Genomic DNA, 17,993 nt, shown 5'->3' with positions numbered 1-17,993 from the left:
CGAGTCCCTGCGGGTTTGTCGGCGTGGGTGCCCGCCCTGGGCCGGCCATTCCTGGGCCCCACCACCACCGGGCGGCCGCTACCGGGCCTCAATCGCGCAGTTGCGCGGTGACGAAGTCCCAGTTCACCAGTTTCCAGAACGCCTCCAGATAGCGCGCGCGCTCATTCTGGTAGTCGGTGTAATACGCGTGTTCCCACACATCGCAGGCCAGCAGCGGGGTGCTCTCGCCGGTCAGCGGCGTGCCCGCGTTGCGCGTGACCTGGATCGCCAGCGCGCCATTGGGGTGCTGTACCAGCCACACCCAGCCCGAGCCGAACAGACGCAGTGCGGCGCTGTCGAAGGTATCGCGCAGGCGCTTGGCATCCCCGAAATGACGGGTGACCAGTTCACCCAGCCGGCCCTGCGGATCGCCACCGGCGCGCGGGTGCAGGCACTGGAAATAGAACTGGTGGTTCCAGGCCTGGGCCGCGGCATCGAACAGGCTGCCCTGGCTCTGGCGGACGATCTCCTCCAGCGGCAGCTCGGCCAGCTCCGTGCCTTCAATACGTGCGTTCACCGTATCCAGGTAGCCACGGAAGTGGCGCCCGTGGTGCAGGTCCAGCGTCTCCGCCGACAGGTGAGGCTGAAGGGCGGCGCGGTCGTAGGGAAGGCGAGGCAGTTCGAGGGGCATGGGCACGACAGATTGGGAAGGGAGAGCGCCGATCCATGGCGGATCGTCATCAGTGTGGCGGATGGCAGGGTGCCCACCACCCGAAGGTAGGGCATACAATGGCGGCCAGGGGAGTCTATCCGACCGGTGAGGCCGGGTTGTCCCATTGGAGGGAGAGTCGTTGTGGCGGTGATGCAGCAGATCCAGTCCGAAGTCGAACGTTACCCCCTCGTGTTGTTCATGAAGGGCACTCCGCAATATCCCATGTGCGGCTTTTCCAGCCGTGCCATCCAGGCGTTGATGGCCGCCGGCGCGATCGCGCTGCGCACGGTCAACGTGCTGGAAGAACCTGAGATCCGCGCCAACCTGCCGCGCTTCTCCAACCTGCCGACATTCCCGCAGCTGTTCATCCACGGCGAGCTGATCGGTGGCTGCGACATCGTGCTGGAGCTGTTCGAATCCGGCGAGCTCAAGCGCATCGTCGAAGAGGCTTCCCAGCCGTGAGTGCGGTCCCGTCCGTGGTGGTCGGGACCGGATCGCTCGCCGATCGCGTCATTCTTATCGCCGGGGCCGGGGGAGGCTTTGGTAGCGCGGCCGCTGTCGCCTGCGCGCAGGCCGGGGCAACCGTGGTCCTGCTGGGGCGCAAACCGCGCCGCCTGGACCGGGTCTACGCCGCCGTCGAGGCGGTCGGCCCCGAGCCGTTGCTGTATCCGCTGGATCTGGAAGGCGCCACCCCGGACGATTACGCCACCCTGGCCGAGCGCCTGCACTCCGAGCTCGGTCATCTGGATGGTGTTCTCTATTGCGCAGCTGATTTCGCCGGGCTGACCCCGTTCGAGCTGGCCGACCCGGCCGCCTTTGCCCGCGCCGTGCATGTGAACCTGACCGCGCCGGCCTGGCTGGCCCAGGCCTGCCTGCCGCTGCTGCGCCAGAGTGACGATGCCGCGCTGGTGTTCACCGTGGATGACCCGGCGCGGGTAGGGCAGGCCTATTGGGGCGGCTACGGCGCGGCCCAGCACGGCCTGCGCGGCCTGATCGCTTCCCTGCATGACGAACTCGGCCGCAGCCCGGTGCGGGTCAGCGGCCTGCAACCCGGCCCGATGCGTACGGCGCTGCGCGCCCGTGCGTTCTCCCTGGATGAAGACCGCACCGCCCGTGACCCGGCCGAGTGCGCCGCCGCGGCGGTCCTGCTGCTGTCCGCTGCGGGCGCCGCCCACCGCGGCCAGATCCTCGAGGCCTGAGAGCGGCAAAGGCGTCACCGCCTCTTTCACGGTAGTGCCGGCCGCTGGCCGGCTCCCCGGCTCCCCGGCTCCCCGGCCAACTTGCGGGCACCCATCTCGACACAGCTGAGGGCCCCACTGGCCCGCATTCAGCCGGTCACACTCAGATGTGAAGATAGCGTCACGATCCCGTTGTGATGGCGTGTGTTTTGTCGCCAAACCGTCACAATCCGAGGCTATCGTGTTAATCTAGTGTTAACCGTTGCGGCTGAAACCAGCTCGCGGCTAGGGAACCCAGATAAAAGTCCAGTCAGCCGCCAGCAAGGCTGCTTGGGCGCGTTTTTTTCTCCGCCATCGCCAATCTCGCATCGAGGCTACTCCCCAATGACCCACTCCCGTTGTCTCCGGATGTCCAAGCTGACGCTTGGTCTCGTGGCTGCACTTGCCGCCGCTCCCGCCTTCGCCCAGAGCACCTCTTCCGGTGTCGGCGGTCAGGTCACGTCGGCTGCAGGCGCGCCTGTCGTCGGTGCAGAAGTCACCATCACGCACACCGAGTCGGGCACCGTCAGCCGCGCCACGACCGATGCATCGGGTCGTTACAACGCGCGCGGCCTGCGCGTGGGTGGTCCGTACACCATCACCATCAACAAGCCGGGTGAAGGCACGCGCACTGAAGAAGGTGTGTACCTCGGCGTCAACCAGATCGGTACCGTCAACGCGGCACTGACCGGCGACCTCGCTGCGACGAACCTCGATGCCGTGCAGGTGACTGCCGTGGCCGCAGGGTCGGAAGTGTTCAGCGCCACCAAGATGGGCTCGGGCACGTCGATCAGCCAGGAAACGATCGAAGCCATGCCGTCCGTCGGCGGCAACATCCAGGACATGATGCGCCTGGATCCGCGTGTCGCTTTCGTTGACCGTGCTTCGGGCAGCATCAGCGCCGGCGGCCAGAACCCGCGCTACAACGCCGTCCGTATCGATGGCGTGAACGCCAGCGACACCTTTGGTCTGGAAGGCAACAGCTTCCCGACCCGTCGCCAGCCGGTTTCGATGGAAGCCATCGAAGCCATCAACGTCGACCTGTCCAGCTACGACATCACCATCACCGGCGCCACCGGCGCTGTGGTCGATGCCGTGACCAAGTCGGGTACCAATGAATTCCACGGCTCGGTCTACGGCTACATGCGTGACGGCAGCTGGTTCGGTGACAACCCGGGTGGCGGCAAGTTCAACGGTTTCGAAGACGAGAAGACCTACGGCTTCACTCTCGGTGGCCCGCTGGTGAAGGACAAGCTGTTCTTCTTCGCCAACTATGAGAAGTTCGAGCAGTCCGCTCCGGGCGCCGACATCGCCGGCAGTGCCATCGGCGCCGGTACCATCACCGATGCCCAGATCGCCCAGGCCCAGCAGATCTTCCAGGAACGCTATGGCGTGTCGGCGGGTAGCTACGACGCCGCTTCGGACACCAACCTCGAAGAATACGCGCTGAAGCTGGACTGGAACATCACCGACAATCAGCGTGCGAGCTTCCGCTACAGCAAGCTGGAGCAGGACAAACTGCGCATCAATGGCTACGGCCAGACCACCGGCGCGTCGATCAGCTCGTACTGGTACCAGCACGACAAGAAGATCGAGTCCTACGTCGGCCAGCTGTTCAGCGACTGGAGCGACAACTTCTCGACCGAAATCAAGGCCAGCTACCGCGATTATTCGGCCATCCGTACTCCGTCGGCTCCGGGTACTCCGGCGATCCTGATCGGTTTCGGCGGTCTGAACTCGAACCGTGAGTCGGTCGCCAATCCGACGCTGTACCTGGGTACCGAAGCCAACACCCAGTACAACGAGCTGTACACCAAGACCTGGAACTACTTCGCCTCCGGCACGCTCACCCTGGGCGACCACGACGTGAAGTTCGGTGCGGACTACAGCAAGAACGAAATCTACAACCTGTACGCGCCGAACGTCGATGGGTACCTGGTCTACAACGGTATCGAAGGCTTCCGTAACAACACGCCGGTGGTCAGCACCTGGCGTAACCCGGTGGATGGTGGCGTGGAGAGCCTTGCGGCCGACTACGACTACACCACTCTGGGCCTGTTCGTACAGGACACGTGGTACGTCAACAACAACCTGACCCTGACCCTGGGCGTGCGTGCGGACAAGTACGACACCAACAAGGACACGGCTTATAACCAGCGTGCCAGCGAGTTCTTCGGTTACGACAACCGTTCGATCGGCGACAACGGCTTCATGGTACAGCCGCGCGTCGGCTTCAATTACACCTTCGACAGCGATCGCCCGACGCAGATGCGTGGTGGCGTTGGCCTCTTCCGTGGTGAAGCGCCGCAGGTGTGGCTGGGCAACATCTATGCCAACAACGGCGTGAACTTCACCCAGGGCACCGATTACCCGTACAACAACCGCAACCGTCCGGCACAGCAGGTCGTGAACTTCGTCTCCGACGATTTCCGCACCCCGTCCGTGTACAAGGCCAATCTGGCGTTCGATCACGAACTGCCGTGGAACGGTCTGGTCGCATCGGCCGAGCTGCTGGTGACCAAGGTCAAGGATGGTCTGTACTTCAAGCGCCTGGAACTGATGCAGCCGAGCTACACCGGCGGTCCGGACGGTCGCAACTTCTACTGGGGCAACGTTGCCAACGCCTCGACCTCGAAGTCGACCACTCCGAGCTGGGTGAGCGATGCCGTGCTGCTGGACAACACCGACAAGGGGCGCACCGCGCAGTTCACCGTGTCGCTGGCCAAGCCGTTCAGCCCGGACAGTGACTGGGCTTGGAACCTGGGTTACACCTACACCGATGCGAAGGAAGTTGCCAGCAACAGCTCCTCGGTGGCGACCTCGAACTGGAACAACAACTACATCTTCCAGGCCAACGAGAACGCGCTGTCGCGCTCGCGTTACGAGATCCGTAACCGCGTTTCCGGCTCGGTGAACTGGAAGCATGCGTTCTTCGGTGACTACGAAACCCAGGTGGGCATGTTCTACGAAGGCCGTACCGGTCGTCCGTACAGCTTCGTCTACTCCAACGACATGAACGGCGACGGCCGCACCTACAACGACCTGTTCTATGTGCCGAAGGGCCGTGGCGACGTGCTGTTCACCGGTGGTGCCGCCATGGAAGAAGCCTTCTTCGCATGGATGGAGAACAACGCACAGCTGAACCGTTACGCCGGCCAGGTGACCCCGCAGAACTCGGCTCGCGCCGGTTGGGTCAACACCTTTGACGTGCGTATCACCCAGCAGTTGCCGGGCTTCATGAAGGGTCACAAGTCCGAAATCTGGCTCGATATCCAGAACGTGGGCAACCTGCTCAACAAGAAGTGGGGTCGCATCGACGACTTCGGCTTCTATGCTGACCAGGGTATCGCCAACTTCCGCGGCATCGACCCGACCACTGGCAAGTACCTGTACGAGTTCCGTGCGGAGCGTCAGGGCAGCCAGAGCGCCACCGTGACCGACAGCGCCTTCGCCAACGCGGATGCGGACGGTTTCAACACCGGTGTGTCGCAGTGGTCGCTGCAGCTTGGTTTCCGCTACAAGTTCTGATGCGTCGGACATAGTGGATGATTGAAAAGCGGCCGGGGTAACCCGGTCGCTTTTTTTGTCTGTAGGAGGGAGGGGCGGCTGGATACGCCTCGGTCTCCATCGTCTGCTCCAATGAGTGTTGTGCTGGGCAGTGCATGCCTGTATATTCAATTGGTTGCGCGGAAATCAGCGCAATTGCGACGGCCCAGCGCCCCTGTCGCGGTCAGGACACATCCAACGGTCGGGTTTCCCGGCCGTTTTGCTTTTTAAGGGGGCAGCGGTACAGTCGGTAACCTTGAGGAAAGCGAAAAAGATGGACATGACGATCAACGAAAAGCCGGCGCGGACGCTGCCGGTGCAGGACGCGCGGATCTACCCGCGCGGTGGGCTGGATGTGTTGTCGCGCGCGGAAGTTGCGCGCCTGCGCGATGCCTCCGGTGGTGGTATGCACGAACTGCTGCGCCGCTGCGCGCTGGCCGTGCTGACCAGCGGCAGCGCCTCGGACGATCCGCGCGCGGCGCGCGATCTGTATCCCGATTTCGATATCCAGGTGGCACAGCAGGACCGCGGCGTGCGCATCGATCTGGTCAACGCGCCGGCGATGGCCTTCGTGGATGGCGAGATCATCCGCGGCGTGGCCGAGCTGCTGTTCGCGGTGGTGCGCGATCTGGCCTACATGGCCATCGAGATGGGCCCGGCGTACGCGGCGGAGCTGGAATCTTCGGAAGGCATCACCAACGCGGTGTTCGGGCTGCTGCGCAACGCGCGCATCCTCAACCCGGGCGACCCGAACCTGGTGGTCTGCTGGGGCGGCCACTCGATCGGTCGCGATGAGTATCTGTACACCAAGCAGGTCGGCTACGAGCTGGGCCTGCGCGGGCTGGACATCTGCACCGGCTGCGGCCCGGGCGCGATGAAGGGCCCGATGAAGGGCGCCACCATCGCCCATGCCAAGCAGCGCAAGACCACCACGCGCTATATCGGCCTGACCGAGCCGGGCATCATCGCCGCCGAGTCGCCGAACCCGATCGTGAACCACCTGGTGATCATGCCGGACATCGAGAAGCGTCTCGAAGCGTTCGTGCGCATCGGCCACGGCATCATCGTGTTCGCCGGTGGTGTCGGCACCGCGGAGGAGATCCTGTATCTGCTGGGCATCCTGCTGCGCGACGAGAACAAGGACCTGCCGTTCCCGCTGATCCTGACCGGCCCGACCGTGGCCGCGCCGTACTTCGAGCAGATCGACCGCTTCATCCGCCTCACCCTGGGTGAGGAAGCCGCCAGCCGCTACGAGATCATCATCGGCGACCCGGTCAACGTCGCCCGCAAGATGGCCCAGGGCATCAAGCGCGTGCGCGAACATCGCCTGGCGCAGAAGGACTCGTTCTTCTTCAACTGGTCGATCGAGATTCCGTGGGAGTACCAGCAGCCGTTCGTGCCGACCCACGAGGCGATGGCCGCGCTGGACCTGCACCACGGCCGCCCGCCGCATGCCCTGGCCGCCGACCTGCGTCGCGCGTTCTCCGGCATCGTGGCCGGCAACGTGAAGGAAGACGGCATGCGCCGCATCGAGCAGTTCGGTCCCTTCGAGATCCATGGCGATGCGGACATGATGCAGGCGCTGGATGAGCTGCTGCGCGCCTTCGTCGAGCAGCGCCGCATGAAGATCTCGGGCGAGTACCAGCCCTGCTACAAGGTCATGGCCTGAGGCCCTGGCCGGGCCAGCGGCGGGCAGGGGGCCTGCCGTCGGCCTGGATCTGCGTCAACTGATTGACGCCTGTCGCCTCCGGGCGACCGTTCGTCCTGCCGCCCCTTGCTGATCGGCGGCGGGACGTTCATCTTCTGTGTCATCAACGCTGGGGAGCGTTTCATGTCTTTGCGCCGGTCCAACGGCTTCACACTGATCGAGTTGATGGTCACCATCGCGGTGCTTGCCATCCTGGCAGTGATTGCGTTTCCGAGCTTCCAGGGCGTGCTGCGCTCGAACCGGGCGGCCACCACCACCAACGAGCTGATGGCTTCATTGGCGCTGGCGCGCAGCGAAGCGCTGAAGAACACCCGTGGGGCCGGGGTATGCGCCTCATCCGATGGCACCAGCTGCAACGGCGATACCTGGGGCGACGGCTGGATGGTCTGGTCCGATGCCGACGGCAGTGGCAGCTTCGATTCCGGCGAGCCGGTGCTGCGGTACTCGGCCGGCTCGACCAAGATGCTGGGCAGCCAGGACAACCTGACGCTGGCCTTCGACGGCCGGGGTCGCAATCGCGCCGCATCGGCGCTGGACATCACCCTCAAGCCCGACGAGTGCGGGGACCTGCCGCTGCAGCGCACGCTGCGGCTGTCGGCCGTTGGGCAGGTACGTGTGGAACGGGAGAGCTGCAAGTGACGGCAAGACATCTTGGCGCGCGGCGCGCAGGGCAGGGCGGCTTCACCATGATCGAGGTGCTGATCGCGATCGTGGTAATGAGCATCGGCCTGCTTGGTTTCGCGCTGTTGCAGACGATGAACGTGCGGTTCGTGCAGAGCGCGAATTTCCGCACCCAGGCGACCAACCTCAGCTACGAGCTGCTGGACCAGATCCGGATCAACCGCGTCGCCGCGACGACCTACGTAGGCAGTTACGCGGCGACCACCAAGGCGGCCGATTGCACATCGCCGATCGGCGCCAAGATCACCAAGGATCAGTACATGACGGACTGGCGCTGCCGGCTGGGCAAGGCCCTGGGCGATGAAGCCAGTGCCAAGGTGACCCGCAGCGGCGATGAAGTGACGGTCAGCGTGAGCTGGGGAGACGAGCGCTGGCTGGACGCGGCGGACACCACCTTTGCGGCGAGGACGCAGCTGTGATGCGCGCCATGTCACCCCGTGAACGCGCGCGCGGTCTTTCGCTGATCGAGTTGATGATCGCCATGGTCATCGGCCTGGTCCTGCTGTTGGGCCTGATGCAGGTGTTCGCCGCTTCGCGCACGGCCTCACGCCTCTCGGAGGGGCTGGCGCGCGTGCAGGAGAATGGCCGCTTCGCGATGGACTACCTGCAGCGTGATCTGCGCATGGCTGGCCACTTCGGTTGCGTCAACGACCAGAGTCACAATGTGCAGAGCCCTGGCTCGATGCATACAACGTTCGATGCCGGCGGCCACCCGGCGCTGGATTTCATGCAGTCCATCCAGGGCTTCGAGGCCGCCGACACCGAGCCTGGCAAGCCGTTGACCCTGAGTGCCACACCGTCGACCGGCGGCATCGAGTACACCCCGGCGCTGCCGACGGAATACGCCGAAGCGTTGACCAATCGGGTGGACGGCAGCGACATCGTCGCACTGCGGTTTCTGGTGCCCGATGGTGTCCCGGTCACCTTGGTGGGGGGCACGGACGATAAACCGGTGTTCAATTTCGACAGCAGCCGTTGGGCCGTTCTCCAAAGTGGTGTGGAAGCGCCGGGCCTGTTTGGTGTCGCCGACTGCCTGACCGCCACCATGTTCCAGGCAAGCGAGGTGAGTGGGTCTGCCGGTACCGTGACATTCGAGTCCGCGCCGAACAACACCGGCAGCTTCACCAGCCTCTATACGCCGGGCCAGGCCATGCTGTATCGCGCGGAGAGTGTGGTCTATTACATCGGCTACGACGCCACCACCAAGCAGAGTTCGCTCTATCGCGTGCGTTTCTCGGCCAAACCCGGTGAAGCCCTGGTCGCGGTTGCGCCGGAAGCACTGGTCGAGGGGGTCCGCAACATGCAGCTGCTGTATGGGCAGGATCGCTCGCTCAGCGCCGCCTCGCCGCCCACCGGCTACATCGATCGGCAGGGAACCGCTGCCGACGTGGAGGCCTCGATCACGCCGGCCGCCGATGCGTGGCGTCGGGTCGGGGCGGTGCAATTGGGCCTGGTGCTGGAAAGCCCGGATCCGTCAGCCGCAGCGCAGGCCAACGCGGATGCGGCGTTGACGGCCATGGGCGTCACCTTCACCGCGCCGACGGACGGTCGTTTCCGGACGGTCTACCAAACCACGATCGCCGTACGTAATCGCCTTTATGGCAACTGAGGCTTCCATGGCATCGCGTCCAAAACCCTTTGTCGCACCGCGCCGCCAGAACGGTGCCGTGCTGTATGTCGCCCTCATCATATTGATCCTGCTTGCGCTTCTCGGCGTAGCAGGCATGCAGGTGACCGGCATGCAGGAGCGCATGGCGGCCAACTACCTGCGCACCAACCTGGCCTTCCAGAATGCCGAGGCGGATGCACGCACGCTGGAGAACACCATCGATACCGACCTGGCGGCCGGCGGCACCTACACGGCAAAGCAGGAAGAGTGCAGCCCGATCTTCGATCCCCTGACCTGGGCCGACGGCACCTCTGACGCCAAGGCGAGCTATACCCGGCGCCTGGACAAGTGCTTCGCCGCCTCCAGTGCGCGCGTGGGTGAGCGCCAGAACGAAGAGACCGGCAACATCTATCAGATCACTGCACTGGCCAGTGACGAACCGACCAATCCCTCGGCCAGTGCGGTCGTCGACACGATCTATATCCCATGACCTCTGATCGCTTCCATTTCAGCAAGCGCACGATCAACTGGCTGCGCATTGGCGTCCTTGTCATCGTGGTGGGCTTCCTGCTCAGCCGCGTCGTGCCGCTGCGCGCCGCGCTGGGCGACTACGACATCGCGCAGGAGCCGCTGTATACCAAGCAGAGCCAGCCGCCGCTGATGATGATGGTGATGTCGCGCGATGAGCAGCTGTTCAACAAGGCCTACAGCGATTACAGCGATCTGGACGACGACAAGATCATCGATACCACGTACCAGGACAAGTTCCCGTACGAAGGCTATTTCGATTCAAAACTCTGCTACAGCTACACCAGCAATCACTTCAAGGCATCAGGTCCGGCGACCGGCACCAACGGGCACAGCTGTGGTGGCACGGGCTGGTCGGGCAACTTCCTCAACTGGGTGACCATGAGCCGGCTGGACGTGATGCGCTACGTCCTCTACGGCGGCCAACGCTCCACCGATGATGCGGCCAAGACGGTCCTGGAGCGCGCGCAGATTCCCAGCGACCTGCATGCCTGGGTCAAGGTATATGCCGGCGCCGATATCAACAGCTTCACGCCATTGACCTCGACCACATCCTTCTGCAACGCAAGCATCAGTGCCAACGGCGCGCCGTTGATGCGGGTGGCCGGTGGCAACTGGTCCGAGTGGGCGTCCACGGCTTCGTATCAGTGTGGCGTCAACCGCACCGGCGAGGGTGGAGCGGATACGCCCAAGGCGACGACCGACTACGACGTCCGGGTGGAAGTTTGTGACCCCGCCAATGATGCGCATCGCGAGAGCTTCTGCCGCAAGTACAACGATGGCACCAAGGATCACTATAAGCCCAGCGGCCTGCTGCAGGCCTACGGTGAAAGCGGGCGCTTGCGTTTCGGCCTGGTGAGCGGCACCTATTCCCACCCGCGCGATGGCGGGGTCCTGCGCAGGAACATCGGCAAGATCGCCGGCAACGGCAGCAAGCTGTGTGATGCCGGCGATGAGATCAACCTGGCCACCGGGCAGTTCTGTCTGGCGCGCAATAGCGGGACGGAGGGCATCATCAACACGATGTCCAACTTCCGCATCGATCAGTGGAACTGGAGCAACAACTGGAACGACTGCAACGACTACAGCATCCTCAATCGCCAGGGTTTTGGTGATCGCGGCAACCTGCTGGACCCGGGCACGTCGGGTGACAAGGCCAAGAAGTGCAGTGCGTGGGGCAATCCGCTGGCCGAGATGTATGCCGAGGCACTGCGCTACGTCGGTGCCGGCACGAAGGTGTATGACGACACCGGCGATCTGTCCGGACTGCCCGTCGGTGTGGAGTGGAAAGATCCCTATCGGAGCCCTGCGCAGGGCGGAAATTCGTACTGCGCGACCTGCAACATCCTGGTGATGTCTTCGGGTCTGCCGTCCTTTGACAGCGACAACGTCGGCTCGGTCCCGCATCTTGCCTCGGCGGAGTCCGCCACGGATGCGCTTGGCGCCGCTGAAGGCATCAATGGCAAGCGCTACCTGGCCGGTCGCGTCACCGCAACCCCGCGTTACGCATCGATCAATACGCACGAGGATATCTGCCAGGCGCTGGAGGTGAACCAGCTCAGCCTGGTCCGCGGTATCTGCCCGGACATTCCGTCCACCGAAGGCAGCTATCTGATCGCGGGCCTGGCCAAGGCGGCCGCCGAGACGGACCTGCGGCCGGGCCTGGCAGGAAAGCCGGGCGATTACAAGGTCACGGCGACCACGTATACGGTGGCCATGTCCGAGAACCTGCCCAAGTTCGACATCAGCGTCGCAGGCGGCACGATTTCGCTGTCTCCTCTTTGCCAGGCCAACAACGAGGGTAGCGCAGGTTTCAACAGCAATGGCTGGCGCAGTTGCTTCCTGGGCTCGGTGGGCATCGGGACCAAAGAGGCGGCGGTCGGGCCCAAACGCGTCTACGGGCGCCCGTACCGTGCCGACGGAAAGTCCGGCAGTTTCTCGCTGGTCTGGGAGGATTCGCTCTGGGGCAACGACCATGACAACGACGTTGTGACCATGATGAGTTACTGCGTCGGCGCAGCCTGTGGCGACAAGGCGGGCATCGCGGACATGTGCTGGCGTTCGCCGAACAATACCGTGTGCTCCAACGAACTGTTGAGTGCGACCATCGGCGAAGACGAGGTGCTGGTGCGCCTTGAGAATCTGTCGGCGTATGCAGGCAATGCGATGCTGACCGGCTATACCATCGTTGGCTCCAATGCGGCCAACAACGTGCAGCGTCTGCTGCTGCGTCCTGGCAACAGCAATGGCTCGGTGCTCAGCTCCACCGAGAATCCGCCGAATAACTGGACCAAGCCTTCGGTGGTGCGCTACAAGCTCAGCGGATCCCAGGCCAACCAGTTGCAGAGTCCGCTCTGGTACGCCGCCAAGTACGGTGTCCCGAGTGGCAAGTGGGACACCAAGGTGCCGGGCACGCCGGACAACTACTTCCTGGCACGTAACCCGGCCGCGCTCAAGGCTGCCCTGGAGGCGATCTTCGAGAGTGCAGCCGAGGGGGACGCGCCAGTGGCTGGCGGCGGGTCCGGTGCGCGTATCAATGCGGGCTCGTTCACGGTCTCGGCCAGTTACAAAGTCGCCTCCGGAACGAATGACTGGGTGGGGGATGTCGTTGCCAGCAAGGTGTCCGACACGGGTACCGATGACATTGAGCTGTGGCGCGCTTCGACCAAGATGAGTTCCAGTGGCCGCACCATCGTCATGGCAACCTCGCCGACCACGGTCAATGGGAGCGGGGCGCTGGTGCCGGTGGCGGCCGCACCGTTCGAAGCAAACGATGTCCCGGGTGCTGACCGCAAGGCCCAGTTGGCCAACATGGGTTTCAGCAGCTCGATTCCCGACTGGTTCGGCTCGCACAGCGTGGCCGATCTGGTGAATTACCTGAAAGGCTCGGCCATCAGCGGCTTCCGCTCGCGTGGCTCGATTCTTGGCGATATCGTCAACTCCACCACCGAGATCGTGTCCACGGCCGACAACTACGGCTATGGCGCGTGGGGCTCCACGCCCACCTGGAAAGCGACGCTGGCGACCCGATACAACGACTACCTGACCGCGAAGAAGAGCCGAAGCACCATGGTGTATGTCGGCGCGAACGACGGCATGCTGCACGCCTTCGACGCCTCCACCGGCACAACGGCGGGTAATGAACTCTTCGCGTTCATTCCGTCCGCATCGCTGCAACACATGGCCGAGCTGGCCAATCCGACCTATTCGCATCGGTACTACGTGGATGGCGCGCTGACCTCGTCGGATGTCTATTACGGCGATGCCTGGCATACCGTGCTGGTCGGCTCGACCGGTGCCGGTGGCGCCACCCGCGCGCCCAATGCAGAGGCTGTCGGCAACGGCGCGGTGTTCGGCTTGAACATCAGCAATCCGGGGGCTTTCACCAAGGATGACGTGCTGTGGGAAGTCTCGGGCAAGACCGATTCGGACATGGGCTTCGCGCTGGGCAAGCCGGTGATCGTCCCGGTCTCCGGCAGTACGGCCGACAGCGCGCCGCGGTTCGTGGCGATCTTCGGCAACGGCGTGAATGCATCCAGTGGCAAGCCGGTGCTGTTCGTGGTGGATATCCAGACCGGGCACGTGCTCAAGCGGCTGTCGCCCAGCGGCAGCGGCTATGCGCTGCGCAACGGCCTGATCAACGTCGCCCCGGTGGCCGCCTACAACAACAACGGGATCGCCGACACCGTCTATGGCGGTGACATGCAGGGCAACCTGTGGAAGTTCGACCTCCGCGATCCAGATCCCAGCAAGTGGGCCGTGGCCTACAGTGGCGCGCCGCTGTTCACCGCCAGCCGCAACAGTGTCGCCCAGCCGATCATGGGGGGGCTGGAGGTCTCCAAGGCGGCCGGGCGTGGCTACAACATCGTGTTCGGCACCGGTCAGTACTTCACCAATGACGACAATTCCGTGAGTTCGTCTTCGCCGGTGCAATCGCTGTACGGCGTCTGGGACAACATGAGCTCGACGATTGGCGGGCGCGGTGATCTGATCTCGCAGCAGATCACCTCGCGTGCCGGAAGCGGGGGGTACTCGCTGCGGGATGTCAGCAGCAACGCCGTCAATTATGTGAGCCAGCGCGGCTGGTATACCGACCTGATCGTCGGCGACGTGGTGGCCGGTGAGCGCTTCGTTGGCTATCCGACCATCCAGGACCGCAAGGTGGTATTCACCACCTACGAGCCGGGGCAGGCAGTCTGCGGCGGCGGTGGCGGCACCAACTGGATGTACTCGCTGGATCTGCTCACCGGCGCTGGATCGATGACAGGCCTCAGTCTGGACATCGGGGGCGATTCGCTGTGCACAGGCAACTGCGGCGGCATCGCGCTGACCAAGGGCGGGGCCACCAATAGCGGCCCACCGGTGAAGGACAGCAACATCTTCGTGCCCAAGTTGACCCCGTGCGACCCGACCAAGGCCACCTGCACGGTGGATGAGTTGATCAAGGCCAACCAGTGCACCTTCGTGCTGCGTGCACCGGGTGCGGATCCGCTGTACATGCCGCGCCCCTGCGGACGCCAGTCCTGGCGGCAGGTGCGCTGATGACCTTCATGACGAGAGCCCCCATGCAGACCGCTTTGCGCCGCCGGGTCGCCGGTTTCACCCTGATCGAGCTGATGATCACGGTGGCCGTGGTGGCCATCCTTGCCACCATCGCCATGCCGGCCTACCAGGACTCCGTGCGGAAATCCCGGCGCGCCCAGGCCAAGGCCGATCTGGTTGAACTGGCCCAGAATCTGGAGCGTTACCACACGGTCCAGAACACGTACGCCACCGCCACGCTGCAGTTCACCCAGTCACCGCGCGATGGCACCGCACATTACACCCTGTCTTTCGACAAGGACCCGACGGCGAGTACGTTCGGTATCCAGGCCGTCCCGGTGGCCGGCGGAAGCCAGGCCAAGGACACGTGCGGCACGTTGGCGCTGGATCAGGCAGGGCGCAAGAAGCCCACCGAGAAGACCGTCTCCGGCTGCTGGTAACGTTGCCCTATCGCCGGTTGTACCGGAGTGCTTGCATCCCCCTGCCGATGCTGGCTAGAATGCGCACCCCGCCCGAATAGCTCAGCCGGTTAGAGCACTTGACTGTTAATCAGGGGGTCGTTGGTTCGAGTCCAACTTCGGGCGCCAGATCTGCAAAAGCCGCGAGCAATCGCGGCTTTTGCTTTTTGTGTTTCCGCCCGGCGGGCGATGACGGGCTCAGCAGGCCACGGGGCGCCGCGGGCGCTCGCTGCGGATGCGGCCTGAAAGGCTGACCACCACCTTGCCCGGGGAGGCGCCGTCCAGGCAGAAGATGACCGACTGGTTGCTGCCATTGAGCCGCCCATCCGGCCGGAACTGGAGGCGCGGCTTGGCCTGGCTGCCCCAGGCGCTCAGCCTGGAGCGGGCGTGCTGCTGCACCAGCAGGGGGCCTGCGGAACGCGCCTCGCCCGAGGAAGGCGTTGCGGGGGCATAGAGCATCCAGCCCCGGGCCCAGTCCCGGCCGCACGTCACGCCATCGTCAGTGGGGCAGACCGCGATCGGGCGCCGTTCGGTGATCGCCGTGTTGCGCGCGGTCGCCAACGCGGAGGCCAGCTGCATGCGCAGGCTGTCGGCCTGCAGGCGATCCCGGGTCTGCTGCATGGCCGGCAGGGCCATGCCGGTGAGGATGGCCAGGACCGCCATCGCGATCAGCGACTGGATCAGCGTCACGCCGGCGCAGTTGGCCGGGCAGGGCAGGGGGCGGGCATGTTCCACGGCGACGGTCCGGGGTGCGTGCAACCTTCACTCTGGCGGCCCGACGGCCCCACCGCCGCCGGTTCATGCCGCGTTGTGCTGTCGGCCCTCCCCTCAACAGGCCGTCACCAACCCGGCCGTTATACTGAAGGCTTCCCGGCAGTGGCGGCACCATGAGCGATCGTTTCCAACTTGAATCCCCGTATTCGCCGGCGGGCGACCAACCGGCGGCCATCGAGAAACTGACCGCCAACTTCGAGGCGGGCATCGCCAAGCAGACCCTGCTCGGCGTCACCGGTTCCGGCAAGACCTACACGGTCGCCAACGTGATCCAGCGGGTCCAGAAACCGACCCTGGTGATGGCGCCGAACAAGACCCTGGCCGCGCAGTTGTACGGCGAGTTCAAGTCGTTCTTCCCGCACAACGCGGTCGAGTATTTCGTCAGCTACTACGACTACTACCAGCCGGAGGCCTATGTGCCTTCTTCGGACACCTTCATCGAGAAGGACAGTTCGATCAACGAGCACATCGAGCAGATGCGGCTGGCGGCGACCAAGACCCTGTTGTCACGCCCGGATGCGATCGTGGTGGCGACGGTATCGGCGATCTACGGCCTCGGCGCGCCCGAGGACTATCTGTCGATGCGCCTGATCCTCTCCACCGGTGAGCGGATCGACCAGCGCGACCTGATCAAGCACCTGACCCAGCTGCAGTACACCCGCAACGAATTCGAGCTGCACCGCGGCACCTTCCGCGTGCGCGGCGAAGTGATCGATGTGTTCCCGGCCGAATCGGACAGCGAAGCGGTGCGCATCGAGTTGTTTGAAGGCGAGGTCGAGCAGATCAGCATGTTCGATCCGCTGACCGGCGAAAGCCTGCGCAAGATGATGCGCTACACCATCTATCCCAAGACCCACTACGCGACCACCCGCGAGCGCGTGCTGTCGGCGGTGGACACGATCAAGGCGGAGTTGAAGGTCCGCCTGGAACAGCTGTACGAGCAGAACAAGCTGGTGGAAGCGCAGCGCCTGGCGCAGCGTACTCAGTTCGATCTGGAGATGATGGCTGAGGTCGGCTACTGCAACGGCATCGAGAACTACTCGCGGCATCTCACCGGCAAGAACGCCGGCGATCCACCGCCGACGTTGTTCGACTACCTGCCGCCGGATGCGCTGCTGGTGATCGACGAATCGCACGTGACCATTCCGCAGATCGGCGCGATGTTCAAAGGCGACCGGTCGCGCAAGGAAACGCTGGTCGAGTTCGGTTTCCGCCTGCCCTCGGCCCTGGACAACCGTCCGCTGCGGTTTGAAGAGTGGGAAGAGCGTTGCCCGCGCAGCATCTATGTCTCGGCCACGCCGGGGCCGTACGAGCTGCGCGAGACCGAAGGCGAGATCACCGAACTGGTGGTGCGCCCGACCGGCCTGATCGATCCGGTCGTCGAGATCCGCCCGGTCGGCACCCAGGTCGATGACCTGATGTCCGAGGTCAACGAGCGCATCAAGCTGGGCGACCGCGTGCTGGTCACCACGCTGACAAAGCGCATGGCCGAGAACCTCACCGAGTACCTGACCGAACACGGCATCCGCGTGCGTTACCTGCACTCGGATATCGACACCGTCGAGCGCGTGGAGATCATCCGCGATCTGCGTCTGGGCAAGTTCGATGTGCTGGTCGGCATCAACCTGCTGCGCGAAGGCCTGGACATGCCGGAAGTGTCGCTGGTGGCGATCCTTGATGCCGACAAGGAAGGCTTCCTGCGTTCGACCGGCTCGCTGATCCAGACCATCGGCCGCGCCGCGCGCAACCTGCGCGGCAAGGCGATCCTGTATGCGGACAAGATGACGCGCTCGATGCAGGCCGCGATCGACGAGACCGACCGCCGTCGCGCCAAGCAGGTCGAATACAACGAGCTGCACGGCATCGTGCCCAAGTCGGTGCTGCGTCCGATCACCGATGTGCTCGAAGGCGCGCGTTCGGAAGCGGCCGAGAAAGAGTCGCGCGGCAAAGGGAAGGGCAAAGGCAAGGGCGGGCGTGTGGCCGAAGAGTCCACCGATTACCGCACGATGGAGCCGGCCCAGATCGCCAAGCGCCTGCAGGCCCTGGAGCAGCAGATGTACCAGCACGCCCGCGACCTGGAGTTCGAAGATGCGGCCCGTGTACGTGATCAGATCCGCCAGTTGAAGGAGGCCAGTCTGGGCTGAACAACACATCGTGAAATATCTTCACAAAAGTGTTGCGCTTTCCGGGGGGCGTCCGTAATATACGCGGCCTGCACCGACGCATTCGCAGCGGGGCA

13 protein-coding genes and 1 tRNA gene are annotated in these 17,993 nt (G+C 64.3%); 12 read left to right on the top strand and 2 right to left on the bottom strand.

The window, feature by feature from the left end; genetic code table 11:
• Positions 1 to 88: 88 nt before the first annotated feature.
• Positions 89 to 670, bottom strand: a complete 582-nt coding sequence (locus ABE483_RS13695) for a Fe-Mn family superoxide dismutase (protein ID WP_313211241.1) — start codon at positions 668 to 670, stop codon at positions 89 to 91.
• 162 nt (positions 671 to 832) lie between these two features.
• Between ABE483_RS13695 and grxD the strand changes: the two genes are divergently transcribed.
• The 11 genes from grxD (at position 833) to ABE483_RS13640 (ending at position 15,109) form a co-directional block, all read left to right on the top strand.
• Positions 833 to 1,153: a Grx4 family monothiol glutaredoxin gene (gene grxD, locus ABE483_RS13690; RefSeq protein ID WP_019186185.1), complete on the top strand. Its 321-nt coding sequence runs from the start codon at positions 833 to 835 to the stop codon at positions 1,151 to 1,153.
• Positions 1,150 to 1,890: an SDR family NAD(P)-dependent oxidoreductase gene (locus ABE483_RS13685; RefSeq protein WP_346481867.1), complete on the top strand. Its 741-nt coding sequence runs from the start codon at positions 1,150 to 1,152 to the stop codon at positions 1,888 to 1,890. The genes grxD and ABE483_RS13685 overlap by 4 nt, the downstream gene beginning before the upstream one ends.
• 363 nt (positions 1,891 to 2,253) lie before the next feature.
• A complete protein-coding gene (locus tag ABE483_RS13680; RefSeq protein ID WP_346465468.1) occupies positions 2,254 to 5,436 on the top strand; it encodes a TonB-dependent receptor in 3,183 nt (1,060 codons plus the stop codon).
• A gap of 298 nt (positions 5,437 to 5,734) precedes the next feature.
• Complete coding sequence (gene ppnN, locus ABE483_RS13675) at positions 5,735 to 7,123, top strand: nucleotide 5'-monophosphate nucleosidase PpnN (protein ID WP_121042205.1); 1,389 nt, start codon at positions 5,735 to 5,737, stop codon at positions 7,121 to 7,123.
• A 162-nt stretch (positions 7,124 to 7,285) separates the two neighbouring features.
• Positions 7,286 to 7,801, top strand: coding sequence for a Tfp pilus assembly protein FimT/FimU (locus tag ABE483_RS13670; RefSeq protein ID WP_346463752.1), 516 nt, complete (start codon positions 7,286 to 7,288; stop codon positions 7,799 to 7,801).
• Positions 7,798 to 8,262: a type IV pilus modification protein PilV gene (gene pilV / locus ABE483_RS13665; RefSeq protein WP_313217815.1), complete on the top strand. Its 465-nt coding sequence runs from the start codon at positions 7,798 to 7,800 to the stop codon at positions 8,260 to 8,262. The genes ABE483_RS13670 and pilV overlap by 4 nt, the downstream gene beginning before the upstream one ends.
• Before the next feature lie 8 nt (positions 8,263 to 8,270).
• Positions 8,271 to 9,452: a PilW family protein gene (locus ABE483_RS13660; RefSeq protein WP_346481866.1), complete on the top strand. Its 1,182-nt coding sequence runs from the start codon at positions 8,271 to 8,273 to the stop codon at positions 9,450 to 9,452.
• Positions 9,453 to 9,459: 7 nt separating this feature from the next.
• Entirely contained in the window at positions 9,460 to 9,942 is a 483-nt protein-coding gene (locus ABE483_RS13655; RefSeq protein WP_121041674.1) for a PilX N-terminal domain-containing pilus assembly protein, read from the top strand.
• Positions 9,939 to 14,522 carry a PilC/PilY family type IV pilus protein gene (locus ABE483_RS13650; protein ID WP_346481865.1) on the top strand — a complete coding sequence of 1,528 codons (4,584 nt, stop codon included), beginning with the start codon at positions 9,939 to 9,941 and terminating at the stop codon, positions 14,520 to 14,522. The genes ABE483_RS13655 and ABE483_RS13650 overlap by 4 nt, the downstream gene beginning before the upstream one ends.
• Before the next feature lie 23 nt (positions 14,523 to 14,545).
• The gene (locus ABE483_RS13645) at positions 14,546 to 14,962 is read left to right on the top strand and encodes a type IV pilin protein (protein WP_313217820.1); all 417 of its coding nucleotides are present in this window, start codon (positions 14,546 to 14,548) and stop codon (positions 14,960 to 14,962) included.
• 70 nt (positions 14,963 to 15,032) lie between these two features.
• Positions 15,033 to 15,109 (top strand) — tRNA-Asn (locus ABE483_RS13640).
• Positions 15,110 to 15,178: 69 nt separating this feature from the next.
• On the opposite strand, the gene ABE483_RS13635 is transcribed toward ABE483_RS13640, so the two are convergent.
• Positions 15,179 to 15,715 carry a GspH/FimT family pseudopilin gene (locus ABE483_RS13635; RefSeq protein WP_346481864.1) on the bottom strand — a complete coding sequence of 179 codons (537 nt, stop codon included), beginning with the start codon at positions 15,713 to 15,715 and terminating at the stop codon, positions 15,179 to 15,181.
• Between the two features lie 152 nt (positions 15,716 to 15,867).
• Here ABE483_RS13635 and uvrB point away from each other — a divergent pair, with 152 nt between their 5' ends.
• On the top strand, positions 15,868 to 17,898 hold the full coding sequence (gene uvrB, locus ABE483_RS13630) for an excinuclease ABC subunit UvrB (protein WP_259260246.1): 2,031 nt from the start codon (positions 15,868 to 15,870) through the stop codon (positions 17,896 to 17,898).
• Positions 17,899 to 17,993 lie beyond the last annotated feature (95 nt).

The organism is Stenotrophomonas sp. TWI602 (assembly GCF_039674045.1).
Taxonomy (GTDB): Bacteria; Pseudomonadota; Gammaproteobacteria; order Xanthomonadales; family Xanthomonadaceae; genus Stenotrophomonas.
Note: the sequence above shows the minus strand (reverse complement) of the source record. Positions and strands in the feature narration are given on the sequence as shown.